Source organism: Stagnimonas sp. FW305-C-60 (assembly GCF_058782965.1).
This window is the reverse complement of sequence record NZ_JBYSYF010000005.1, coordinates 1-23,091: the sequence shown is the minus strand read 5'-3', so window position 1 is coordinate 23,091 and position 23,091 is coordinate 1. Positions and strand designations below refer to the sequence as shown.

At 66.1% G+C, this 23,091-nt stretch carries 22 protein-coding genes; 14 read left to right on the top strand and 8 right to left on the bottom strand.

Annotation, left to right across the window (positions count from 1 at the left end; genetic code table 11):
- Nucleotides 1–9: 9 nt before the first annotated feature.
- Together AC3WT6_RS14010 and AC3WT6_RS14005 are read right to left on the bottom strand one after the other, a co-directional pair.
- A complete protein-coding gene (locus AC3WT6_RS14010) occupies nt 10–945 on the bottom strand; it encodes a methyltransferase domain-containing protein (RefSeq protein ID WP_492654222.1) in 936 nt (311 codons plus the stop codon).
- A gap of 74 nt (nt 946–1,019) precedes the next feature.
- A complete protein-coding gene (locus tag AC3WT6_RS14005; RefSeq protein ID WP_492654221.1) occupies nt 1,020–1,724 on the bottom strand; it encodes a phasin family protein in 705 nt (234 codons plus the stop codon).
- A 247-nt stretch (nt 1,725–1,971) separates the two neighbouring features.
- On the opposite strand from AC3WT6_RS14005, the gene fadB reads away from it, so the two are divergent.
- Together fadB and fadA are read left to right on the top strand one after the other, a co-directional pair.
- On the top strand, nt 1,972–4,122 hold the full coding sequence (fadB, locus tag AC3WT6_RS14000; RefSeq protein ID WP_492654383.1) for a fatty acid oxidation complex subunit alpha FadB: 2,151 nt from the start codon (nt 1,972–1,974) through the stop codon (nt 4,120–4,122).
- A gap of 42 nt (nt 4,123–4,164) precedes the next feature.
- Nucleotides 4,165–5,325 carry an acetyl-CoA C-acyltransferase FadA gene (fadA, locus tag AC3WT6_RS13995; protein ID WP_492654220.1) on the top strand — a complete coding sequence of 387 codons (1,161 nt, stop codon included), beginning with the start codon at nt 4,165–4,167 and terminating at the stop codon, nt 5,323–5,325.
- Between the two features lie 74 nt (nt 5,326–5,399).
- Here fadA and AC3WT6_RS13990 read toward each other — a convergent pair whose 3' ends face one another.
- The 4 genes from AC3WT6_RS13990 to AC3WT6_RS13975 form a co-directional block, all read right to left on the bottom strand.
- Nucleotides 5,400–6,110: a TetR/AcrR family transcriptional regulator gene (locus tag AC3WT6_RS13990; protein ID WP_492654219.1), complete on the bottom strand. Its 711-nt coding sequence runs from the start codon at nt 6,108–6,110 to the stop codon at nt 5,400–5,402.
- A gap of 283 nt (nt 6,111–6,393) precedes the next feature.
- On the bottom strand, nt 6,394–7,167 hold the full coding sequence (locus tag AC3WT6_RS13985; RefSeq protein WP_492654218.1) for an enoyl-CoA hydratase: 774 nt from the start codon (nt 7,165–7,167) through the stop codon (nt 6,394–6,396).
- A gap of 117 nt (nt 7,168–7,284) precedes the next feature.
- Nucleotides 7,285–9,129, bottom strand: coding sequence for a biosynthetic-type acetolactate synthase large subunit (ilvB, locus tag AC3WT6_RS13980; protein WP_492654217.1), 1,845 nt, complete (start codon nt 9,127–9,129; stop codon nt 7,285–7,287).
- Nucleotides 9,130–9,300: 171 nt separating this feature from the next.
- Nucleotides 9,301–10,797, bottom strand: a complete 1,497-nt coding sequence (locus AC3WT6_RS13975; RefSeq protein WP_492654216.1) for a ShlB/FhaC/HecB family hemolysin secretion/activation protein — start codon at nt 10,795–10,797, stop codon at nt 9,301–9,303.
- A 258-nt stretch (nt 10,798–11,055) separates the two neighbouring features.
- Between AC3WT6_RS13975 and AC3WT6_RS13970 the strand changes: the two genes are divergently transcribed.
- The 9 genes from AC3WT6_RS13970 to AC3WT6_RS13930 all read left to right on the top strand — a co-directional run bounded on the left by AC3WT6_RS13970 (nt 11,056) and on the right by AC3WT6_RS13930 (nt 19,540).
- On the top strand, nt 11,056–11,868 hold the full coding sequence (locus AC3WT6_RS13970) for a helix-turn-helix transcriptional regulator (RefSeq protein ID WP_492654215.1): 813 nt from the start codon (nt 11,056–11,058) through the stop codon (nt 11,866–11,868).
- 109 nt (nt 11,869–11,977) lie between these two features.
- Nucleotides 11,978–12,475 carry an acetolactate synthase small subunit gene (gene ilvN, locus AC3WT6_RS13965; protein WP_492654214.1) on the top strand — a complete coding sequence of 166 codons (498 nt, stop codon included), beginning with the start codon at nt 11,978–11,980 and terminating at the stop codon, nt 12,473–12,475.
- A 60-nt stretch (nt 12,476–12,535) separates the two neighbouring features.
- Nucleotides 12,536–13,552, top strand: coding sequence for a ketol-acid reductoisomerase (gene ilvC / locus AC3WT6_RS13960; protein ID WP_492654382.1), 1,017 nt, complete (start codon nt 12,536–12,538; stop codon nt 13,550–13,552).
- Nucleotides 13,553–13,629: 77 nt separating this feature from the next.
- The gene (locus AC3WT6_RS13955) at nt 13,630–14,247 is read left to right on the top strand and encodes a phosphatidylserine decarboxylase (RefSeq protein WP_492654213.1); all 618 of its coding nucleotides are present in this window, start codon (nt 13,630–13,632) and stop codon (nt 14,245–14,247) included.
- A complete protein-coding gene (pssA, locus tag AC3WT6_RS13950) occupies nt 14,244–15,026 on the top strand; it encodes a CDP-diacylglycerol--serine O-phosphatidyltransferase (protein WP_492654212.1) in 783 nt (260 codons plus the stop codon). The genes AC3WT6_RS13955 and pssA overlap by 4 nt, the downstream gene beginning before the upstream one ends.
- 249 nt (nt 15,027–15,275) lie before the next feature.
- Complete coding sequence (leuA, locus tag AC3WT6_RS13945; RefSeq protein WP_492654381.1) at nt 15,276–16,946, top strand: 2-isopropylmalate synthase; 1,671 nt, start codon at nt 15,276–15,278, stop codon at nt 16,944–16,946.
- An 80-nt stretch (nt 16,947–17,026) separates the two neighbouring features.
- Nucleotides 17,027–17,833: a uracil-DNA glycosylase gene (locus tag AC3WT6_RS13940; RefSeq protein ID WP_492654211.1), complete on the top strand. Its 807-nt coding sequence runs from the start codon at nt 17,027–17,029 to the stop codon at nt 17,831–17,833.
- On the top strand, nt 17,830–18,291 hold the full coding sequence (gene rimI, locus AC3WT6_RS13935; protein WP_492654210.1) for a ribosomal protein S18-alanine N-acetyltransferase: 462 nt from the start codon (nt 17,830–17,832) through the stop codon (nt 18,289–18,291). Before AC3WT6_RS13940 ends, rimI begins: the two co-directional genes overlap by 4 nt.
- Before the next feature lie 13 nt (nt 18,292–18,304).
- Nucleotides 18,305–19,540 carry an MFS transporter gene (locus AC3WT6_RS13930; RefSeq protein ID WP_492654209.1) on the top strand — a complete coding sequence of 412 codons (1,236 nt, stop codon included), beginning with the start codon at nt 18,305–18,307 and terminating at the stop codon, nt 19,538–19,540.
- 14 nt (nt 19,541–19,554) lie between these two features.
- On the opposite strand, the gene AC3WT6_RS13925 is transcribed toward AC3WT6_RS13930, so the two are convergent.
- Nucleotides 19,555–20,139, bottom strand: coding sequence for a lysophospholipid acyltransferase family protein (locus tag AC3WT6_RS13925; RefSeq protein ID WP_492654208.1), 585 nt, complete (start codon nt 20,137–20,139; stop codon nt 19,555–19,557).
- A gap of 39 nt (nt 20,140–20,178) precedes the next feature.
- On the opposite strand from AC3WT6_RS13925, the gene AC3WT6_RS13920 reads away from it, so the two are divergent.
- Complete coding sequence (locus tag AC3WT6_RS13920) at nt 20,179–20,973, top strand: tryptophan 2,3-dioxygenase (RefSeq protein ID WP_492654207.1); 795 nt, start codon at nt 20,179–20,181, stop codon at nt 20,971–20,973.
- A 48-nt stretch (nt 20,974–21,021) separates the two neighbouring features.
- Here AC3WT6_RS13920 and AC3WT6_RS13915 read toward each other — a convergent pair whose 3' ends face one another.
- Nucleotides 21,022–21,342: a hypothetical protein gene (locus tag AC3WT6_RS13915; RefSeq protein ID WP_492654206.1), complete on the bottom strand. Its 321-nt coding sequence runs from the start codon at nt 21,340–21,342 to the stop codon at nt 21,022–21,024.
- Between the two features lie 155 nt (nt 21,343–21,497).
- Between AC3WT6_RS13915 and AC3WT6_RS13910 the strand changes: the two genes are divergently transcribed.
- Both AC3WT6_RS13910 and AC3WT6_RS13905 read left to right on the top strand, forming a co-directional pair.
- The gene (locus AC3WT6_RS13910; RefSeq protein WP_492654205.1) at nt 21,498–21,932 is read left to right on the top strand and encodes an Hsp20/alpha crystallin family protein; all 435 of its coding nucleotides are present in this window, start codon (nt 21,498–21,500) and stop codon (nt 21,930–21,932) included.
- Between the two features lie 85 nt (nt 21,933–22,017).
- Nucleotides 22,018–22,923 carry a DnaJ C-terminal domain-containing protein gene (locus AC3WT6_RS13905; RefSeq protein ID WP_492654204.1) on the top strand — a complete coding sequence of 302 codons (906 nt, stop codon included), beginning with the start codon at nt 22,018–22,020 and terminating at the stop codon, nt 22,921–22,923.
- The last annotated feature ends 168 nt before the right edge of the window (nt 22,924–23,091 follow it).

Below are 23,091 nucleotides of genomic sequence, written 5' to 3'. Positions count from 1 at the left end.
GCCCTGTGCTCAGCGCCGCGCCACTGCGGTGATCACCTCGAAATAAGGGGGGCGGGTTTCCTGCGAGGTGACCTGGCAGCTCTCCACCCGCAGGCCGGCGGCCTGCATCAATGTGCGCAAGGCCTCGGGCTCGAAGCCCAGGTTGACGTGGTCGTAGGCGCGCATGGTCTCTGCATGCGGATGTTGGCGCAGCGCCGCGACCACCAGTTGGCCGCCGGGCTTGAGCACCCGCGCCGCCTCGGCAAGCACTTTTTCCGGCTGGCTGGAATAGGCCAGGGCATGCAGGGCGAACACCACGTCGAAGCCGCTGGTACTGCTGGCATCGGCGAAGGGCAGCTCGTGCATGTCGCCGCGCTTGAGATCGATATTGGCGAAACCGGCGAGCCGCCGCTGGGCTGCCGCCAGCACGGTCTCGCTGATGTCCAGGCAGGTGACCTGCTCCGAGCGCGGCGCCAGCAACTCCGCGAGTACGCCGTCGCCGGAAGCGAGGTCCAGCACCCGGCCCAGGCGCACCAGGCCGATCAGAGCATGGGCGGTGGTTTCCCAAGTGCGGCCCGGCGAGTAATGCCGCTCCATGCGGCCGGCCACCGACTCCGCCCAAGTCTGTCCGCTGTGGCGGGTGCGCAGCACCTGCTCGGCGCGTTCCAGATCGACCCGGGTCTGCGCATCGTCCAGCTGCGGACGCAGCGAACGCCACAACTCGGCCGCCGCGCCCTCCGGCTGGCGGGCGGAGTAGAGCGCTGCGCCTTCGCCACGCTCGGGCTGGATCAGTCCGGCCTGCTTGAGCTTGGCGAGATGGGTGGAGACCCGGCTCTGGGCGAGACCGGTGATCTCGTTGAGTTCCGCCGCCGACAGGGCATGCGCTTCCAGCAGCAGCAGCAGGCGCTGGCGGCTGGAGTCGGCCAATAGGCGGCAGATGTCGGTACTTTCCTGAAGACTGAGCATAGGTTTCAAAGTGTGCCGCGACGTTCAACAAAAAGCCCGCCGGGTGGCGGGCTTCGGGTGCAGCGCTGGGCGGTTTAGCCCATCTTCTTGACCGTCTCGACCACCGAGGAGGCCGCCTTCTTGGCCTTGCTGGTGGCGCGGTTGGCGCGGGAATTGGCGGAAGGTTTTACCGCCACCACCGGCTTTTTCACCGGCGCACCCTTGTGCTTGATGTCGAGCACCGAGCCGACGCGCTGGCGGGCGACGCTGACGTCCTTCTTGACCGCCGCGGCGACCTTCTTGGCATCGGATTTGACGCTGGCGGCCACCTTGTCGGCCGAGGCCTTGGCCTGAGCGGTCACCTGACCCGCCTTCTTCTGGGCGTCGGCGGCGGCGGTCTTGACGCCGGCCACTGCCTTCTTGGCCTTGTCGGCGACCTTGGCCAGTTCGGCTTCGGCGACCGCGCCAGTCTTCAGGCCGCCGCTGACCAGGCCGCTCAGCTCCTGGCGGGTGTCGGAGAGGATCGCCAGCGATTCGCGGGTGCTGGCGATCAGGCGGTTGACGCTGTCCTGCATGACATCGAGCTGCTTGCCGGCGACGTCCTTGATGGAATCGCCTTTCTTGGCGTCCTTGAGGGCAGACAACACCGTGCGGTAGGTGTCGTTGAGCGCCTTCAACTCATGCTCGGCCAGGCGGTGCACGCCCTGACTGACGATGCGATTGGCTTGACCGACGACATCGAGCGACTCGCGGCGCAGTTTGTCGAGCGAAGTCTTGATTTGGTCAAACGGCTTGGTCATGTCGAACTCCCCTTGTAGAAAGACGTCTAGTTGGACCTTCGCCGCGCATTCTAGAGAATTGGCTAAGTTATCGTCAAAGCGACGGTTTTTCTCCCTGGATGGCCCAGTTTTCTCGCATACCGCACGGTTGGTTACCGCATTGCCGGGGAGCAGGCTGCGCGTTAAAGTCGCGCACCTTCATGGCGGCATGCCCTGCAAATGGGGCGGTCTCGCCGGCAACGATTTCTCTAAACCACCCGAGGTGCCCATGTATCAAGGCCAATCAATCCAGGTCACGAAGCTGGACGGCGGGATCGCCGAACTCTGCTTCGACAACAAGACGGACTCCGTCAACAAGTTCGACCTGCGCACCGTCACCGAGCTTTCCGAAGCGGCCAAGGTGCTGGCCGCCGACAGCAGCCTGACCGGCCTGCTGGTCAGCTCCGGCAAGGATGTGTTCATCGTCGGCGCCGACATCACCGAATTCGGCAAGAACTTCCAGCAGTCCGAGGAAGAGATCGCCAAGTGGGCGCTGGAAGCCAACCAGATCTTCAACACCATCGAAGACCTGCCGGTGCCTTCGGTGGCCGCCATCAACGGCATCGCCCTCGGCGGCGGCCTGGAAATGGCCCTGGCGGTGGACTACCGCGTGATGAGCGACAAGGCCCAGATCGGCCTGCCGGAGACCAAGCTGGGCATCATCCCCGGCTTCGGCGGCACCGTGCGCCTGCCGCGCCTGATTGGCGCTGACAACGCGATCGAATGGATCGCCGGCGGCGAGCAACAGAAGGCTGCCGCCGCGCTCAAGGTGCACGCCGTGGACGGCGTGGTGGCGGGTGACAAGCTCAAGGCCGCCGCGCTCAAGCTGCTCAAGGCCGCCCAGGCCGGTCAGTTCGACTGGAAGGCGCGCCGCGAGCAGAAGAAGAGCAAGCTCAACCTCGACAACCTCAGCGGCATGATGGTGTTCTCCACCGCCAAGGGCTTCATCGCCGGCAAGGCGGGCAAGAACTACCCGGCGCCGGTCGCCGCGGTGTCCGCCATCGAGAAGGCCGCGACCAAGGGTCGTGACGATGCGCTGAAGATCGAAGCCGCGGCTTTCGCCAAGCTGGCCAAGACCACGGTTTCCGACGCGCTGATCGCGCTGTTCCTGAACGACCAGTTGCTGAAGAAGAAGGCCAAGGCCGCCGGCAAGATCGCCCGTCCGGTCAAGCACGCGGCGGTGCTGGGCGCCGGCATCATGGGCGGCGGCATCGCCTACCAGAGCGCCTCCCGCGGCACGCCGATCATCATGAAGGACATCGCCGAGAAGTCGCTGGAACTCGGCATGGGCGAGGCCAACAAGCTGCTGTCCACCCAGGTCGACCGCAAGAAGCTCACTCCGGCCAAGGCTGGCGAGATCCTCGGCACCATCCGTCCGACCCTGAACTACGGTGATTTCGGCGGCGTCGACATCGTCGTCGAGGCCGTGGTCGAAAATCCCAAGATCAAGAAGAGCGTGCTGGCCGAGGTGGAGGGCATCGTCAAGGAAGGCACCATCATCGCCTCCAACACCTCCTCGATTTCCATCGACGAGCTGGCCACCGCGCTGAAGAAGCCGGAGAACTTCCTCGGCATGCACTTCTTCAACCCGGTGCACAAGATGCCGCTGGTGGAAGTGATCTACGGCGAGAAGACCAGCAAGGAGGCGATTGCCACCGTGGTGGCCTACGCCACCGCCATGGGCAAGAGCGCGGTGGTGGTGAAGAACTGCCCGGGCTTCCTGGTCAACCGCATCCTCTCGCCCTACTTCGGCGGCTGGGCCGCGCTGATGCGCGACGGTGCCGATTTCCAGAAGATCGACAAGGTAATGGAAACCTTCGGCTGGCCGATGGGCCCGGCCTATCTGCAGGACGTGGTCGGCATCGACACCGGCCACCACGTCGGCGACGTGCTGGCCGAGGGCTATCCGGACCGCATGGCCAAGACCTTCCGCACCGCCATGGATGTGATGTACGAGGCCAAGCGCTACGGCCAGAAGAACGGCATCGGCTTCTACAAGTACTCGACCGACCCCAAGGGCAAGCCGAAGAAGGAAGTCAGCGCCGACACCTACGAGCTGCTCAAGGCCGTGCAGCCGGAAGGCCAGAAGGACTTCAGCGACGAGGAGATCGTCGACCGTCTGATGCTGCCGATGATCATCGAGACCGTGCGCTGCCTCGACGAGGGCATCGTCGAGACCGTGCAGGAGGCCGACATGGGCCTGATCCTGGGCATCGGCTTCCCGCCGTTCCGTGGCGGCGCGCTCAAGTACGCCGACACCGTCGGCCTCGCCACCATCATCGAGAAGTGCGCCAAGTACGCGCACCTGGGCAAGATCTACCAGCCCACCGAGTCGATGAAGAAACTGGCCGCCGAAGGCAAGACCTACTACACGAAGTAAGTCACCACACGAACTGCCGAATTACCGTTTAGGAGATTTTCCATGACTGATGTCGTGATTGTTGATGCCGTCCGTACCCCCATGGGCCGCAGCCGGGGTGGCGTCTACCGCAATGTCCGCGCCGAGGAGCTCTCGGCGCACGTGATCAAGGCCATCCTCGCCCGCAATGCCGCGCTCAAGCCGGCCGATGTCGAAGACGTGATCTGGGGCTGCGTCGGTCAGACCCTGGAGCAGGGCTTCAACATTGCCCGCAACGCCAGCCTGATGGCCGGCCTGCCGCACAGCGTTTCCGCCCAGACCGTCAACCGCCTTTGCGGTTCGTCGATGTCCGCTATCCACACCGCCTTCGCCAACATCCAGGCTGGCATTGGCGACGTCTACATCTGCGGCGGCGTCGAGCACATGGGCCATGTGCCGATGACCCACGGCTTCGATGGCGCGCCGGCGATGAGCATGAACACCGCCAAGGCGGCGGCGATGATGGGCCTGACCGCGGAAATGCTGACCCAGACCCATCAGATCACGCGTGAGCAGCAGGACGAGTTCGCCCTGCGCAGCCATCAGAAGGCCTACGCCGCGATCCAGGAAGGCAAGACCAAGAACGAAGTGGTGCCGACGCCGGGCCACGACGCCGACGGCACGCCGATCCTGGTCGAGCACGATGAGGTGGTGCGTCCCGATGCCAACCTCGCCGATCTCGCCAAGCTCAAGCCGGCCTTCAACCCCAAGGGCAGCGTCACCGCCGGCACCTCCTCGGCGATTTCCGACGGCGCTTCCTGCGTGCTGGTGATGTCCGCCGACAAGGCCAAGGAACTGGGCCTGACGCCGATGGCGAAGATCGTTTCGGTGGCCGCCGCCGGCTGCAACCCCTCGATCATGGGCATCGGTCCGGTGCCGGCCAGCCAGAAGGCGCTCAAGCGCGCCGGTCTGGACATCAACCAGATCGACTTCTTCGAGCTGAACGAGGCCTTCGCCGCGCAGTCCCTGGCGGTGATGAAGGATCTCAAGATCATCGACCGCATCGACAAGGTGAACCTCAAGGGCGGCGCCATCGCCCTCGGCCACCCGCTGGGCTGCTCCGGCGCGCGCATCACCGGCGCGCTGGCGCATGTGCTGAAGGAAAACGGCGGCGAGTACGGCCTGGCGACCATGTGCATCGGCATGGGCCAGGGCGTCGCGACCGTGCTGCAGCGCGTGCACTGAGTCGGTCATTAAGCATTAAAGAAAAGGCCGGGTCTTCCCGGCCTTTTTCTTGGGCAGCGCTCCGGATGCGTGGGCTAGGGCAAGGAGCCGCGAATCGCCACCTCGCCCTTCTTGCGCCGCGCCGAAGAGCCCTGCTGGATGCCGAAGGCCTGCACGCCGGCAGTCATCAGTTGAGAGGCGAAGGCGGCGGCGGCCTCCGGGTCGGGACGCTTGGCGACCGACAGGGTGCGGCCGATCTCGAAGCCGACGCCGAAGAAGGCCGAAGTCATCAGGTCGACGTCCAGCGGCGGGAAGATGCCGCGCTCGATGGCGTCGCTCAGATCGGCCTTCAGCGCCCGCATCGGGATGCCCACCACGCTGTCCTGGAACAGGGTGCGCACTGCGTGCTCGTTGCGCATGATCAGACGGAAGAAGCCGGGATCGTCGGCGATGCGGGTGAACAGGGTCAGGAAGGCGCCGCGGATGAAGCTGTCGATGGTGTAGGCCTCGCCACGCACCGCGTGCATGGCGGCATTGAGCCCGTTCATGCGGGTTTCCAGCACCGCCCGGAACAGCGTGTCCTTGTCCGGAAAGTAGTTGTAGAAAGTACCGGCGGCGAGGCCGGTCATGCGGATCACGTCGCGCACCGTGACCGCGTCGTAGCCTTGTTTCAAAAAGCACTTGCGTGCGGCTTCGAGGATGGCTTCGCGGTTTGCCAGCTTGTTGCGCTCACGCTTGCCGACGCCGTTGATAACGGCCTGCGGCTCCTGGGGCGGGCTGGCAGTGGCTGCGGCTTTCTTGGCCATCAAAGGGGCTTGGCAGGAGCGGGTGGCGTGGCCAACTCAAACGCACCAAGGTGGCTGAGGCTGACCTCGGCAGGCTGACCGAGGCGGCTCGGCCCGCCTTGGGCGATGCGCTTGCGCGAGGCTAGAACCAGCACCCTGTGACTCATGCGATTTCAGGCTCCTCCGCAGCGCTTGCATGGGGCAGATGCTGCGCTTTGGAGCGCGCCATCGTCAAGGAGGATTCGGGCCTCTTTGCTGCGCCGTGGCGGTGGCTGCCGCGGCGCAGCAAAAAGCTTGCAGACGGTTAGCTGAAGGCGGAGAAATCCGGCTTGCGCTTCTGCGTGAAGGCGGTGAGCGCCTCGCGCGCCTCGGGGTCGTGCAGCATCGCCATGAAATGCTCGGCCTCGAAGTCAATGGCCTCGTCGACCCTTGCCCGGCTCCATTTCTTGAGCAGCATCTTGGCGATGCGGCTGGAGCGCGGCGGCATGGCGGCGATCTGCCGGGCCTTGGCGAGCGCGGTGGCCTCGACCTCGGCGTTGGGCAGCAGCGCGTTGACCAGGCCGTACTCCAAGGCCTTCTTGGCGCTGAACCCTTCGCCCAGCAGCAGCAACTCGGCGGCGCGGGCATGACCGAGCAGACGCGGCAGCAGGTAACTGGAGGCGAACTCGGGGCAGATGCCCAGGCTGACGAAGGGCATGTTGAGCTTGGTCTGCTCGCCGCAATAGACCAGGTCGCAATGCAGCAGCAGGGTGACGCCAACGCCGACGGCAATGCCGCTGGCGCCGGCAACCGCCGGCTTCTCCAGATTGGCCAGCGAGTGCATGAAGCGCATCACCGGGCTGTCCGGGCCTTTCGGCGGCACCGCCAGGAAGTCGGCCAAGTCGTTGCCGGCGGTGAAGCAGTCGGCTTGTCCGAGGATCAGCACCACCCGCACTTCGGGGTTGCTGTTGGCGGCGGTGAAGGCCTCGGCCAGCGCCGAGTACATCGCGCCGGTCAGGGCGTTCTTCTTGTCCGCGCGGTTGAAGCGGACCGTCAGGACTCGGTCTGCCAGCGTGGTGACGATATGGGCCTCGGACATGGGTTTCCTCAGGTGGGTGTGTGGATGACGGGATTTTGGCCGAGGCGACTGTGCGGCACCTGATCCGTTCGGGGCAACAAAAAGGCCGCGCTAGGCGGCCCAGGTGTTGCCGATGGTTCAGAACAGATCGGCCTTGTCCTGCTTTTCCGGCTGTGCGCTGCTGGTGCGGGCAGTAATCCAGGGGCCGGTGATCATCTGCCCGTAGCTCATGCCGGGGCCGACCATCGGGTAGACGCTGGCCATGGGATCGATCACCACTTCCAGGAACGCCGGGCCGGGAAAGGCCAGGAACTCGGCGACAGCGGGCGCGAGGTCTTCTTTTTTCTCGACCCGGCGGGCGAACTCGTAGCCATCGGCCTGCACCGCCTTGATGAAGTCCTTGCGGTGCAGCGACTTGTCGGAGCCCGAGTAGCGGCTCTCGAAGAACAAGCGCTGCCACTGCTTGACCATGCCGTCGCCGTTGTTGTTGAGTACCACCACCTTCACCGGCAGGTTGTAGGTGGTGGCGGTTTCCAGCTCGCCCAGGTTCATGCGGATCGAGGCATCGCCGTCGATGTCGATCACCACCTTGTCAGGACGCGCGAAGGCGGCGCCGATGGCGGCCGGCAGGCCAAAGCCCATGGTGCCCATCGAGCCGGAGGTGAGCCAGAGCCGCGGGTGCTTGAAGTCGAAGTACTGCGCCGCCCACATCTGGTGCTGACCGACGCCGGTAGCCACCACCGCCTCGCCCTGGGTGATCGCGTTCAGGGCCTCGATCACCGCATGCGGCTGGATGTAGTCGCCGCCGCGCTCGTAGTTGAGCGCATGGGTCTGCTTGAGCATGGCGATGTGGCGGTGCCAGTCGCTGTAGTCCGGCTGAAAGCCGTGGGCATCGAGATAGGCGCGCAGCTCGTCAAGCGCGTTGTTCAGCTCGCCGACGTGGTGCCACTGCACGCGCTTGACCTTGTTGATCTCACTGGGGTCGACGTCGAAGTGGGCAATCCACTTCGCGTTGGGCGCGAACTTCGAAGGCACGCCGGCGACGCGGTCGTCGAAACGGGCGCCGATGGCGATCAGGGCATCGCAATCGTCCACCGCGTAGTTGGCAAACGCAGTGCCGTGCATGCCGAGCATGTGCAGGGCGCGCGGCGCGGTGGTGTCGTAGACGCCGATGCCCATCAGTGTGGTGGTCACCGGGATGCCATAGGCGTCGGCGAAGGCGGTGAGCGCGGCGCTGGCCTCGCCGTGGATGACGCCGCCGCCGGCGTAGATCAGCGGCTTGCGGGCCTCGCTGAGCAGCTCGGCCAGTTGCGCCTTCTTGGTTTCCGAGAGCCGGCTCTCGGTCACCGCCGCCAGCCGCTGACGATAACCGGGGATGGCCAGCACGCCCTGGCCGCGGAAGCTGCCGCTCCAGTTCTGCACGTCCTTGGGGATATCCACCACCACCGGGCCGGGGCGGCCGCTGCGGGCGATCTCGAAGGCAGTACGCACCGTGGCTTCGAGCTGGCTGGCGTCGGTGACCAGGAACACATGCTTGGCGCAGGGGCCCATGATCGAGCTGATCGGCGCCTCCTGGAAGCCGTCGGAGCCGATCGCCGCGGTGGGCACCTGACCACAGAGCACGACGATCGGAATCGAGTCGGCCATGCAGTCGCGCACCGGTGTCACGGTGTTGGTGGCGCCGGGGCCGCTGGTGACCAGGCAGACACCGACCTTGCCGGAGGCGCGGGCATAGCCGGCGGCCATGAAGCCGGCGGCCTGTTCGTTGGCCGGCACGATCAGCGGCATGGTCTCGCGGCCATCGGCGTCGAGGTTCTGCTGGTTGTAGCGGAACACCGCGTCGTAGGTGGGCAGGATGGCGCCACCGGAATAGCCGAAGATGGCACCGACGCCCTCGTCGGCCAGAATCTGGACGACGATCTCGGCACCCGTCATGGTCTGACCGGATTTGGGGTGCTGGGAGAGCGGGGTGGCGGCGTTCATGACGGTCTCGGTGTTTGCCGCAGACCCGGGCCGGATCTGCAGCGGATCAGGCTGCTTGCTTGGGGGCGCGGTTTATAGCATTTCCGGGCTGTTGCCGCAGTGGGCCTGGCGACCGGCGGCGCCGGGTCGGCGGCAAAAATGCCGGGCCCTCGGCGGCTGCGGCCGACCGTCTCAGAGGTCGGCCAGCAGCCGGAAGAACAGGCCGGCGCGGGCGCCCTCGATCAGGCGCGGGTCGCCACGCTCCACGAACGGCAGGCCGCTGCTCAGGCTGGCCGACCAGCCGCGGCGAAAGCGCAGGTCCAGCGACAGCGCGATGTCGGCCAGGGTGCCGTCCGGGCTGTCCTCGCGGTCGCTGCGTCCCCATTCAACGTGCAGCGCCGGCGTCAGTTGCAGGTCGCGGTAGGCGGGCAGCGGGAACAGGCTGGACAGCCGGGCGTAGGCGCCACGGTCGCCCAGCGCCGCGCCGGGGTAATAGGCGCGGACGAACTGCGGGCCGCCGAGGGCCCAGAGCTGGGCGTCGGGCAGGCGGTCGTCGCTCCACTGGCCGGCCAGCTGGGTTTCCAGGGCAAGTGAGGGCAGCAGGCGCCAGCGGGCGCCGAAACCCAGGCGGGTCAGCTGGTAGTCCAGGCTGGAGGCACCGGCCGGGGTTGGCTCACCGCCCAGGCCCTGCCGCAACAGCAGGCTGCCGTCGTAGTCCAGGCGCTTGCCCAGCGCCGTGGCGGTGGCGGTGCGCTGCACGGTGGCGGCCAGCGAGGGGTAGTGCTCGCGGCGCAACAGCTGCTGGTCGGAGTTGCGATAGAGCGACTGCTGGGTCAGATCGAGCTTCAGCTCGGTGGTCCAGCGAGCGCGGAAATCGGCCCTGGGCACCGCCAGCCAGCTCAGCTCGAAGTAGTTCTGCTCGCCGTCCAGCAGCCCGGCCGGATCGTGGACACGGTAGTCGAAGCGGCGGCCGCTCAGCGTGAACGCGCCCTGCGGCCGGAACAGGCTGGCCGACAGCCCCTGCTCGTGGTAGTCGGCGCTGCTGCCCTGAAACAGCCGGTCCGATTCGCGCCAGAACAGGCCCAGCTCGGCGCCGGAGCGGCTGTCGAGTTTGACCTCGAGATCGATGAAGCGCCGGCCGACGTAGCGATTGCCGGGATTGCCCACCGCCACTCGAACCTTGCCGCGGTTGCCCTGTGGGTAGCTGTAGACATCCATCAACAGGCCTTCACCGTCCGGCAGCAGGCGGGCACCGGCATGCAGGCCGGCGCGGTCGGCATGCAGGCCGGCGAGGGTGCGTGCCGGCTCCAGGTCGGCGGCCCGCAGCGGCTGCTTGACCGTAGCCAGCGGCTGGAAGTAGTCCAGCAACGGTGGCTGGCCCTCGACGCGGGTCAGCTTGACCGGGACCAGCCACACCCGGAGGCTGCCGTCGGCTTCCTCAAGGTAGTAGGTGCGCGAACTCAGATAGCCGGCCGCGACCATCAGGTAGGGAAGGCGCCGCAAGGCGTCATCGGCGCTGCTGGCCTGCAGCAGGTTGGCGCGCAGCTCGCTCAGGTCGACATCGGCCGGGGCCTGAATCTTCATGCTCCGGCCGTCTAGCCGCACCGCCAACTCGCGGCCGGCGGCGCGGCGCGCGGGCGCAACCAGCGTGGGCTCGGGCGGAGCGGGTAGGGGAAGGTCGACGGGCATGGGAGCGGGCTGGCAGGCGGCCATTATTGGGGGGGCCGGGGAGACTTGGAAAGCTGTGGGTCCCGCGCCCTCAGTGCCTTGGGTGCGGCCAGCGGCGCCACTAGGCACCCTGCCTGCCGATTACTTACTAGGCCTCGTATAAACAGGGAGTGTTACTTAATAAATACGATAGCTAGGTCGCCGGGCTGCGCCGAGAATACCGAATACAGCAACAACCTTGTGCTTGTTTCCGGCGGAAATCCCCTGGGGAGAGTCGCGATGCCTAGTCTTGCAGCCACACTGTATTCCGGGGTTTTCGAGCAGCAGGAGCAGTTCGCCAGCTGGGGGCTGTCCTGCCTGGTCGAGCGCCTGCCGATGTCACAGGCGCGCTGGTGTCTGCTTACCCCTTCCGGCATCCGCGAGATCTGCATGGCCGGTCTGGCCTCGAGCGCTCCCGAGGCCGAATTCTCGACACTGCGCATCGAGGTGCTGGAGCCGGTGGAAAACACCCGCCACGAGTTCACCTGGCAGCGGGCGCTGCCGTCCAGCTTCGTCGACGAAGAGCGGCGTTTTTTGCAGGAAAACCTTGAGCACCTGGTCAATGCCGAACGGCTGTCGCGCCGCTTGCAGGGCTTGCTGCGTCAGGCGCGGGGTGGTGATCCTGAGCCGGTGGGCTTCGCCATCGTCAACGCCGAGGGGCGCATCGAGTCCGCTGACCGGGTCTTCGAGGATTACCTGCGCCGGGCCAACGAGGACTGGGACGGCAGGCACCTGCCGTTTCCGCTGTCACTGGAAGCCAAGGCCTATACCCAGGGCATCCCCCACGGCGGCCTGTTCTACCGGCTCGATCCTTTCGGCGAGAAATGCCATGTGCGGGTCCGCCGTGACCGCCGCGCGCCCAGTGTCAGTGGCCGTGAGTTGCAGGTGGCGCGCAAGCTGGCCGGAGGCATGACCTTCAAGGAGATCGCCCGCGATCTGGGTCTGGCTCCTTCCACCGTCTCCACCCACGCCTATAACCTCTACGACAAGCTGGGCATCCGTCGCCGGGCGCAGCTGGTGGAGTGGGTGCACAAGCAGTACGGCCGCGGCTAGCCCCGGCAGCTGATTTTTGGCCGCCTTTGGTCGCGGAATCATTGCGTTTGCTGCGGTGCGACGCTAAGGTTCGCGTCCCCGAAAGACCGGGTGTACGGTTCCACGGTCAATGCGACATATCGTTTCGATCCTCCTGCAGAACGAGGCCGGCGCGCTTGCGCGGGTGGCCAACATGTTTTCCGCCCGTGGCTACAACATCGAGTCGCTCTGCGTAGCGCCGACCCACGACTCGGCGGTTTCCCGGCTGACCCTGGTCACCACCGGCTCCGACGCGGTGATCGAGCAGATCGTCGGTCAGACCCGCAAGCTGGTCGATGTCGTCGATATCGCCGATCTCTCGGCGACCGACCATGTCGAGTGCGAGCTCTTGATCATCAAGATCGAACTGCTGCCGCAGCAGGCCAATGCCTTCATCCATTGCGTGCGCGACCACCACGCCACCGCCCTGGATGGCAGCGAAAACACCCGCACCGCGCAGCTGGCCGGCACCGCCGCGCAGGTCGAGGCCTTCATCGCCGATCTGGCGAAGATCTCGAACGTGCTGGAACTGGTGCGCTCCGGCGTCGCCGCGCTGGCGCTGGGCCAGAGCGTGCTGCACAAAGCCTGAGAGTTTTTTTCAAAGCATTTTTCCCTTCATCCACGCCCCATCGGAGCCACGACCGTGAGCATCTCCATCTACTACGACAAAGACGCAGACCTTTCCATCATCCAGGGCAAGAAGGTCGCCATCGTCGGCTACGGTTCGCAGGGCCATGCCCACGCGCTGAACCTCAAGGACTCCGGCGTCGATGTCACCGTGGCGTTGCGCAAGAGCTCCAAGAGCTGGGAGAAGGCCACCAACGCCGGCCTCAAGGTCGCCGAAGTCGCCGACGCCGTTAAGGCTGCCGACCTGGTGATGATCCTCGCCCCCGACCAGGACCAGCGCAAGATCTACGAAGAGTCGGTCGCCCCCAATCTGAAGAAGGGCGCCACCCTGGCTTTTGCCCATGGCTTCAACATCCACTTCCAGCTGATCGAGCCGCGCGCCGACCTCGACGTGATCATGGTCGCGCCCAAGGGCCCCGGCCACACGGTGCGTTCGACCTATACCCAGGGCGGCGGCGTGCCCAGCCTGATCGCCATCCACCAGAACGCCACCGGCAATGCCAAGGCGATTGCCCTGAGCTACGCCAGCGCCAACGGTGGCGGCCGCGCCGGCATCATCGAGACCAACTTCCGCGAGGAAACCGAAACCGATCTGTTCGGCGAGCAGGCGGTGCTCTGTGGCGGCGCCTCGGCGCTGGTGCAGGCCGGCTTCGAAACCCTGGTGGAAGCCGGCTACGCGCCGGAGATGGCCTACTTCGAGTGCCTGCACGAGCTCAAGCTGATCGTCGACCTGATGTACGAGGGCGGCATCTCCACCATGCGCTACTCGATCTCCAACACCGCCGAGTACGGCGACTACGTGACCGGCCCGCGCATCGTCACCGAAGAGACCAAGAAGGAGATGAAGCGCGTCCTCACCGACATCCAGACCGGCAAGTTCGCGCGCGACTTCGTGCTCGAGAACCAGGCCGGCCAGCCCATGCTCAAGGCCCGCCGCCGCATTGGCGCCGAGCATCAGATCGAGGAAGTGGGCGCCCGCCTGCGCTCGATGATGCCCTGGATCGCCAAGAACAAGCTGGTCGACAAGACCAAGAACTAAGCGAGCTACAGGCACGGCGCGATTCATCCTTAAGATGAATCGCGCCGTTCTGTTTTCACCGCAGCGAAAGTTCCGCCATGCGTAGCGCCTACGTTCCGATCCTTCGCATCGTCCCCGAAGGCTGGATCAGCTGCGCCCTGTTGGCGCTGCTGGCCTTGCTGCTCTGGGGCCTGGGCCTCTGGCAGCTGGCGCTGATCCCAGCCCTGCTGGTGCCGGTGGCACTGCTCTGGTTTCAGGACCGCACCCGCCGCAGCCCGGCCAAGCCCCTGGGCGTGCTGGCGCCGGTGGACGGCGTGGTGAGCTTCAGGCGCGAATGCCACGACCCCTATCTGGGGCGCGAGGCGATCCGTCTCGGCATCCGGGTTTCGGTCTGGGGCAACTACCTGCTGCGCGCGCCGGTGGAAGGCGAGGTGCTGGCGGTACCGGGCGCCTCGCGCCGGGTCAGTCGCATCCAGACCGACGAAGGCGAGGACGTGCTGGTGGTGGCTGCACGCGGCTGGCTGCTCGGTGCGCGTCCAGTGTGGATTCCGTTTGGTGAGCGGGTGGGGCAGGGGCGGCCTTGCGGGGTGCGGCGCTTGGCACGGGTCGTTGATGTATACCTGCCGGCCAGTTCGCGCGTGGAAGTCGCGCTCGGGCAAACGATAAGATGCGGCGAGACCGTCCTCGCCACGCTGCTGCGGAGAACCGAACGATGAGCGACACCGCAACACCGCGCCGCAAGGGGCCGACCAAGGGCATCTACCTGCTGCCCAACCTGTTCACCACCGGCACCCTGTTCGGCGGCTTCTACGCCATCGTCATGGCGATGGGTGGGCGCTTCGACCACGCCTGCATCGGCATCCTGGTGGCGATGGTCGCCGACGGTCTCGACGGCCGCATCGCCCGGCTCACCAATACCTCCACCGACTTCGGCAAGGAATACGACTCGCTCTGCGACATGGTCGCCTTCGGCGTTGCTCCGGCCATCGTCGTCTATGCCTACAGCCTCTCGGGCCTGGCTGAATACCGCTGGCTGGGCGGCAAGCTCGGCTGGGTGATCGCCTTCACCTACGCCGCCTGCGCGGCGCTGCGGCTGGCGCGCTTCAACGTGCTGGCCAATATCGCCGGTGGCAGCAAGGATTTCTTCGGGCTGCCCAGCCCGGCGGCGGCGGCGCTGGTGACCTTCTTCGTCTGGAGCGCGGTGGATGTCTGGGGCGTCGCCGGTAGCGAGGTGCTGTTGGTGGCCGCGCCACTCACCCTGCTGACCGCGCTGGCTATGGTCAGCAGCATCCGCTACAACAGTTTCAAGAAGCTCAACCTGGCCGGGCGGATGAAGTTTCTGCCCTTTGCCGCGGTGGTCGGCCTGCTGACCCTGGTGGCGATCAATCCGCCGCAGGTGTTGTTCCTGGTGTTCCTGGGCTATGCCCTGTCCGGCCCGGTCAGCACGCTCTGGCGCCGACTGCGCAAACCTACCGCTCAAACCCCGGGCACTTGATTTCCCACGGTTCGCGGCTATCCTGCCTCGCCATGTTTACTTGCCGCGCCATCATTACCGCCCCCCGTGCCGACTCGGCGCGCCTGAGGCTGCCTGCGCGACTTAGCAACTGCGTGCTCGTCCTGGCTTGAAGGCCAGGACACCGGCACGCGCCCGCACGGGGGATAAACCGTGATGAGACTCTACTCACCATCCCCCTATTGATTGATAAGGTCCGCTGCCTGCGGGCCGGAGTGCTGTCACATGGCCATGCTGAAAAACCCCGCCACCAAATACCGTTCCTTCGCCCCCGTCCACCTGCGCGACCGGCGCTGGCCGGACGCCGTGCTCAGCCAGGCGCCGATCTGGTGCAGCGTCGACCTGCGCGACGGCAACCAGGCGCTGATCGAGCCGATGAACCGAGAGCGCAAGCTGCGCATGTTCCAGCTCTTGGTGAAGCTGGGCTTCAAGGAAATCGAGGTCGGCTTTCCTTCCGCCTCGCAGACCGAGTTCGATTTCATCCGCCACCTGATCGAAAACGATCTGATCCCCGACGACGTCAGCATCCAGGTGCTGACCCAGGCGCGCGAGCACCTGATCCGCCGGACCTTCGAGGCCCTGAAGGGCGCGAAGAAGGTGATCCTGCACTACTACAACGCCACCGCGCCGGTGATGCGCAGGGTGGTGTTCAACCTCAGCCAGGACGAGGTGATCGACCAGTTGGCGGTGCAGCACGCGCGGCTGATCAAGCAGCTGGCCGCCGAGCACCCGGACACCGACTGGACCTTCGAGTACTCGCCGGAGATGTTCTCCGGCACCGAGCTGGACTTCGCCAAGCGCATCGTCGATGCCGTCACCGAGGTCTGGCAGCCGACGCCGGCAAAGCCCTGCATCATCAACCTGCCAGCCACCGTCGAGCACAGCACGCCCAACATCTTCGCGGACATGGTCGAGTGGATGCATCGCAATCTGGCGCGCCGCGAGTCCATCGTCATCAGCGTGCATCCCCACAATGACCGCGGCACCGGCACCGCCGCCGGCGAGTTCGCCCTGATGGCCGGCGCCGATCGCATCGAAGGCTGCCTGTTCGGCAACGGCGAGCGCACCGGCAATGTCGATCTGGTCAACATCGCGCTGAACCTCTACACCCAGGGCGTCCATCCCGGCCTGGATTTCGGCGATATCGACGAAGTCCGCCAGTGCGTGGAGTACTGCAACCAGCTGCCGGTGCATCCGCGCCATCCCTATGTCGGCGACCTGGTGTTCACCAGCTTCTCCGGCAGCCACCAGGACGCGATCAAGAAGGCCTTCTCCCTGCGCAAGCCGGACGACATCTGGGAGATGCCCTACCTGCCGATCGACCCGCTGGATCTGGGCCGCAGCTACGAGGCGGTGATCCGCGTCAACTCGCAGTCCGGCAAGGGCGGCATCGCCTATCTGCTGGAGTCCGAGTACGGCCTGACCCTGCCGCGCCGCCTGCAGATCGAGTTCAGCACCGCCGTGCAGGCGGTGACCGACGAGTCCGGCAAGGAGGTGAGCGCCGCCGACATCTGGGCGCTGTTCCAGCGCGAGTATCTGAGCGCCAATGAACCCTACAGCTATCTGGCGCATCACTTGGTCGAGGACTCCACGCTGGATCAGGTCAAGCTGGTCACCGAGGTTGCGGTCAACGGCGAGAAGCAACGCCTGGACGGCCAGGGCAATGGCCCCATCGACGCCTTCGTCAACGCGCTCGCGGCGCTGAGCGGCCGCAAGCTGTCGGTGGCCGACTACCAGGAGCACGCGGTCACCGCCGGCAGCGATGCCAAGGCGGTGAGCTATATCGAGCTCAAGGTCGGCGAAGGTCGGCCGGTGTTCGGCGTCGGTATCGACGGCAACATCGTCACCGCCTCGCTGAAGGCCATCCTCTCGGCGCTCAATCGCGTTGCCCGCCGCGGCTAGTCCGCGGCAATGGCTGGGCAGCGATACCGGCCGCCTTCTGGCGGCTGGCATCGCGCTCGCCGCGCCCCGACAATAGCGGCATGAACGGCAAACGAAAAAAGGTGCTCGACGCCCTCGGCATCGAGACTTGGCAGGCCAAGGGCGCCAGCACCTCCGGCCTCGCGATTCCGGAAATGCCGTCTGTCGCGCCGCCACCGCCAGCGGTGATCGCCGCCGCCAGCACCCCGGCCGTCTCCGGCCCGCGACCTGCGGCGGTGCCCGCGCCGGTGTCGGGAAACAGCCCAGTGATAAGCACCATGAACGGCGCCAGCGCGCTCGAAGTCCCGGCCGACTGGAACGCGCTGCGCGAGCTGGTCAGCGGCTGCCAGCGCTGCAAGCTCTGCAAGACCCGCACGCAGACCGTGTTTGGGGTCGGCAACACCAGTGCGCCGCTGATGGTGGTGGGCGAGGGGCCGGGCGCCGACGAGGACGCCCAGGGCGAGCCCTTCGTCGGCCGCGCCGGCAAGCTACTCGACGAGATGCTGCGCTCCATCGGCCGCTCGCGCGCCGACAACACCTATATCGCCAACGTCGTGAAATGCCGACCACCCGGCAACCGCGACCCCGAGCCCGACGAGGTGGAAGGCTGCCGGCCGTATCTGGACATGCAGATCCAGCTGTTGCAGCCGAAGCTGATCGTCGCCCTGGGACGCATCGCGGCGCAGCGCTTGCTCTCCACCGACCAGCCGCTGTCGCGTCTGCGCGGCCCCTTGCACCAGTACGGCAAGTTCCAGACGCCGGTGTTCGTCACCTACCACCCGGCCTACCTGCTGCGCAGCCCCAAGGAAAAAGCCAAGAGCTGGGAAGACTTGAAGAAGGTCTGGCAGCACCTCCACGCCAGCCAATGATGGCGGAGCTCTGGCGCCTGCAGCGGCTCGACGCCGGCCGCGTGCCGGAAATTCTCGACATCGAGCGACGCGGCTATCCCTTTCCCTGGACCGAGCAGATCGTCCGCGACAGCCTGCGCCACGGCACTGCCTGCTGGGGCGTGCTGAATCCGGCCGACCAGCTGCTGGCCTATGCCTTCTTCAGCATGGCGGTGGGCGAGGCGCATGTGCTCAACATCTGCGTCGACCCGGCGCAGCAGGGGCAGGGCATCGGCCGCTACCTCATGCAGCACCTGCTGGCGCTGGCGCGCGAGGAGCTGTGCACCGTGGTGCTGCTGGAAGTGCGGCGCTCCAACAACGCGGCGCGCCGGCTCTACGAGAGCCTCGGGTTCAACACCCTGGGCATCCGCAAGGGCTACTATCCGGCGGCCGAGAACAGCCGCGAAGATGCCTTGGTGCTGGGCTACGAAATCCTCTGACCGAGACCCGCCGATGGCGCCGGACCGCAAGCAGCAACTCAGCTGGGCCTTCTACGACTGGGCCAATTCGGCATTTGCCACCACCGTGCTGGTCGGCCTGTTTCCTATTCTGTTCAACAAGTACTACGCCGCTGGCGTCGAGCCCGGCATCAGCACGTTCTACCTGGGCGCCTACGGCAACTCCCTGCCCAGCTTCCTGGTGATGCTGATGGCGCCCTGGCTGGGCGTACTCGCCGACAAGCACGGTTGGAAGAAGCGCCTGCTGCTGTTCTTCACCCTGCTGGGCGCCAGTGCCACCGCTAGCCTGATGCTGGTCGGCGAGGGGCAGTGGCAGCTGGCCATCGCCCTGTTTGCCCTGGGCGGAGTCGGTTTCTTCGGCGGCCTGGGCTTCTACGATTCGCTGCTGGTCAACGTCGCCGCGCCGGCCGAGCGCGACCGGGTTTCCGCGCTTGGCTATGGCCTCGGCTATCTCGGCGGCGGCCTGCTGTTCGTGCTCAACGTCAGCATGGTGCAGAAGCCGGAATGGTTCGCGCTTGCCAATGCCGCCGAAGCCGGCAAATGGGCCTTCGTCAGCGTCGCGATCTGGTGGCTGCTGTTTTCCTGGCCCTTGTTCCGCAACGTCCGCGAATCGCGCGCCGTGCACGATGTCGGCGTCCTCGGCTGGGCCGCGATCTGGGCAACCATGAAGCAGATCGCCCGCTACCGCCCGGTGTACCTGTTTCTGTTCGCCTACTGGCTCTACATCGATGCGGTGAACACCGTCGCCAACATGGCGGTGGACTTCGGCATCAAGCTCGGCTTCGAGCCCGGCGCGCTGATCAAGGCGCTGCTGATCGTGCAGTTCGTCAGCTTCCCGGCCGCCATCGCCTTCGGCCGCATCGGCGAGCGCTTCGGTGCCCAGCGCGGGCTCTACCTGGGCTTGAGCATCTATATCGGCGTCACCCTCTGGGCGCTGAGCATGCAGACCGAGGCCGACTTCTACCTGATGGCGGCTGCGGTTGGGCTGGTGCAGGGCGGCGTGCAGTCACTGTCGCGCAGCTTCTATTCCAGCCTCATCCCGAAGGAATCCGCCGGGCAATTCTTCGGCTTCTACAACATGCTCGGCAAGTTCGCGGCGGTGCTGGGGCCCCTGGTGGTGGGCCTCACCGCCAGCCTCACCGGCAATCCCCGGCTGGCGATCTTCGTGCTGGTGTTCTTCTTCGCCGCCGGCATGCTGCTGCTGGCGCGGGTACGGCCGCAGCAGGCCTGAGCCCGCACGGGGTACTAGAGCGCGAACAGCTCGGGGTTTCTGGCCATGTCGCGCCGGTAGCAGCTCTTCAGGCGGGCGAGGTCGGCCTCGTAGTCGCCACTGGTGCGGAACGCCGGCGCCAGGCCGATGCACTTGCGGCCATGGTCGATATAGGCCGGAAGCACCGGTACGCCGGCGGCATGGGCGATCTGCTGCCAGCCGCTTTTCCAGCGTGGGTTGTAGTGGCGGGTCCCCTCGGGCGCCAGGCCCAGCACCAGTTGCGGGTGCTGGCGGAAGGCGGCGGTGGTCTGCGCCACCACGCCGCCGGAGACGCTGCGGTCGATGGGAATGCCGCCCAGGGTGCGCATCAGCGGCGCCAGCGGCCCGGAGAACAGCGTGTGCTTGCCGAACCAGCGCACCCGTAGGCCCAGGGCCAGAATCGCGGCCATGCCGAACACGAAATCCCAGTTGGAGGTGTGAGGAATGGCGGTGATGACCGCCTGCGGCAGCGCTGGCAGCTGCACTTCCAGCCGCCAGCCGAAAGCGCGCAGCACGGCGCGACCAATGAATCGCGAAACGGCGTTGCCGCCGCGGGGAAAGCCCAGGTTTGCTCCGTCCATGCACCTTGTCCGGGTGTACGGGGGCGCTAGCATGTGGCCATGACCACGCCCAAACCCGTCACCTATTCGTCGTATCTGCAGATCGACGCGCTGCTGGCCTTGCAGAAGCCTCTGTCGGAAGGCCCGGAGCACGACGAAACCCTGTTCATCATTATCCACCAGGTCTACGAGCTCTGGTTCAAGCAGTTGCTGCACGAGCTGGACGGCCTGGAGCGCGCTTTTGCCGCCGCCGACAGTCCCAAGGCGCTGGCGGCGCTCAAGCGCATGCTCACCATCCTCAAGACCCTGGTGCAGCAGGTGGATGTGATCGAGACGATGACCCCGCTCTCCTTCAATGCCTTCCGGGCACGGCTGGAGGCCAGCTCCGGTTTTCAGTCGGCGCAGTTCCGCCTGCTGGAATTCCGCCTCGGCCACAAGCGGCCGGCGCTGTTGGCGCACTACCCCGAGGGCAGCGGCGAGCGCGAGCGGCTACAGGCGGCGCTGCTCGCGCCCTGCGCCTGGGATGGCTTTCTGCGCTATCTGCGGGCGCTGGGCTGGGCGGTGCCGGCTGCCGCGCTGGCGCGCGATCCACAGGCGCCGCTGGCGCCGGATGCCGCGGTTCAGGCCTTGCTGATCGACATCTACCGCCGCAATGACTTCGCCGCCCAAGTCTGCGAGCGCCTGGTCGATCTCGACGAGGGCTTGCAGGAGTGGCGTTACCGCCACGTGAAGATGGTCGAGCGCACCCTGGGCGCCAAGCCCGGCACCGGCGGCTCGGCCGGCGCCGACTATCTGCGGGCGACCCTGTTCAAGCCGCTGTTTCCGGATCTCTGGGCGATCCGGTCGATGCTCTAGGTCTGGACCCGCCCGAGGCCAGAAAACCTCGGGCGGGCTCGCGCCCGACTATTCGCCGCGGCGCTTTTCCATGCGCTCCTTCCACTTCGCCTTGCGCTCCTCGCAGGCCTTGGGATCGGCCTCGCACTTGGCTTTCAGCTCGGCCCGGCGCTCCTGCATCTTCTGCTTCATCTCCTCGCACTTGGCTGGATCGGCATCGCACTTGGCCTTCATCTCCTGAGCGCGGGCGCGCATCTGCTCACATTGGGCCGGGTTTTCGGCACAGCGCTGGGCCACCTTGTCCTGCTGCTCGGGCGTCAACTCGGCGGCATGGACCGCGCCCAGCAGGGCGATGGACAGGGGCAGGGACAACATCAGCTTGCGTAGCATGGGGATCTCCGGAGGGTGAACTGTGGTGATTAAAGTCCGGCAGGCGTCGGTTGGTTGACAGCCAATTTCGGGCTCTTGAAAGCAGGATGCGCGACACCAGTTTTGCGTCGTGCGCACAGAAGCCCATCTTCTGAACCCGATGTAGGAGAACCAACATGAGTCTGACCCGTTACGAGCCGTGGTCCTTGCACCGCGCGCTGTTGAATGAATTCACCCGTGCCCTGGACGCCAACAACCAGGACGCCAGTACCGGCGCCACCGCCGACTGGACGCCGTCGGTGGACATCGCCGAGTACGCCGACAAGTTCGTGCTCAGCGCCGACATCCCCGGCGTCGATCCTTCCAGTGTCGAAGTCACGCTCGAAAACGGCGTACTGACGCTTGCCGGCAGCCGCGAGAAGGCGGTGGAAGCCGCGGGTGTCGAACGTCGCCGTATCGAACGCGCGACTGGCCGCTTCTTCCGCCGCTTCGCGCTGCCCGACACCATCGACGGCGACTCGGTTTCCGCCAGTGGCAAGCACGGCGTGCTGGAAATCGTCATCCCCAAGCGGCCGGCCAGCCAGCCACGACGGATCAACGTGACCCACTGAGCCGCCTCCGCCGCCGGCGGAGCTTGCTGATGCAAAGCCGCGTGCTTCTAGGGTGCGCGGCTTTTTTCGTAGAGAATGGCGTCTTATGGAATACAAGGACTACTACAAGATTCTGGGCGTTGCCCGCTCTGCCTCGGCCGACGAGATCAAGAAGGCCTATCGCAAGCTGGCGCGCGAATTTCATCCCGACAAGAACAAGGCCAAGGGCGCCGAGGATCGCTTCAAGGAAATCAACGAGGCCAACGAGGTACTCAGCGATGCCGAGAAGCGCAAGGCCTACGACGCCTTGGGCGCCAACTGGCGCGCCGGCCAGCGCTTCGAACCACCGCCGGGCTGGGACGGCCAGATGGGTGGCGGCCGCGGTGCTCGTGCTGGCCGCGCGGGTGGCTTCAGCGGCGGAGCTGATTTTTCCGACTTCTTCTCCTCGCTGTTCGGCGGCGCGGCGGGCGGCGCCGGCGGTGGTTTCGGCAACATGGGTGGCTTCGCGCCCGAGGCCGAGGACTCCCGTGATGTGCTGACGGTGTCGCTGGAAGAATCCTTCCACGGCGGCAGCCGGCGCGTGCAGCTGAGCAGCGGTCGCACGCTGGACGTGAAGATTCCCAAGGGCGTGACCGAGGGCAAGACCATCCGCCTCAACGGCCAGGGCCGCTACGGCGGCGACCTGCTGCTGGAAATCCGCTTCGCCCCGCACCCGCAATTCGAGGTGAAGGAGCGCGACCTGAGCTGCGTGGTGGCGGTCGCTCCCTGGGAAGCGGCGCTGGGGGCGAGTATCGATGTACCGACCCTGGGTGGCGCGGTGCAGCTCAAGCTGCCGGCGGGCAGTCAGTCGGGCAAGAAGCTGCGCTTGAAGGGGCGCGGCTTGCCGGGGGCGACGCCGGGCGATCAGCTGGTGGAGATTCGGGTGGTGGCGCCGCCGGCGGAGAATGACGAGCAGCGGGCGCTCTATGAGGAAATGGCGCAGAAGTTTGCGGGGTTCAAGCCGCGCGGGTGATTGCGGCTGGGCGTCTTCGCTCTTGAGCGCTGTGGTTCGCGCGTTCGCGCTCTGCTAGCTTTGCAGGGCTTGATAGCTTTTTTTCGCCCCCTGGCGACTCACTTTTCTTTGCTTGTGCAAAGAAACAGTTAATGGGTTGGCATGGCAAGCCATGCCAACAGCAAAAGA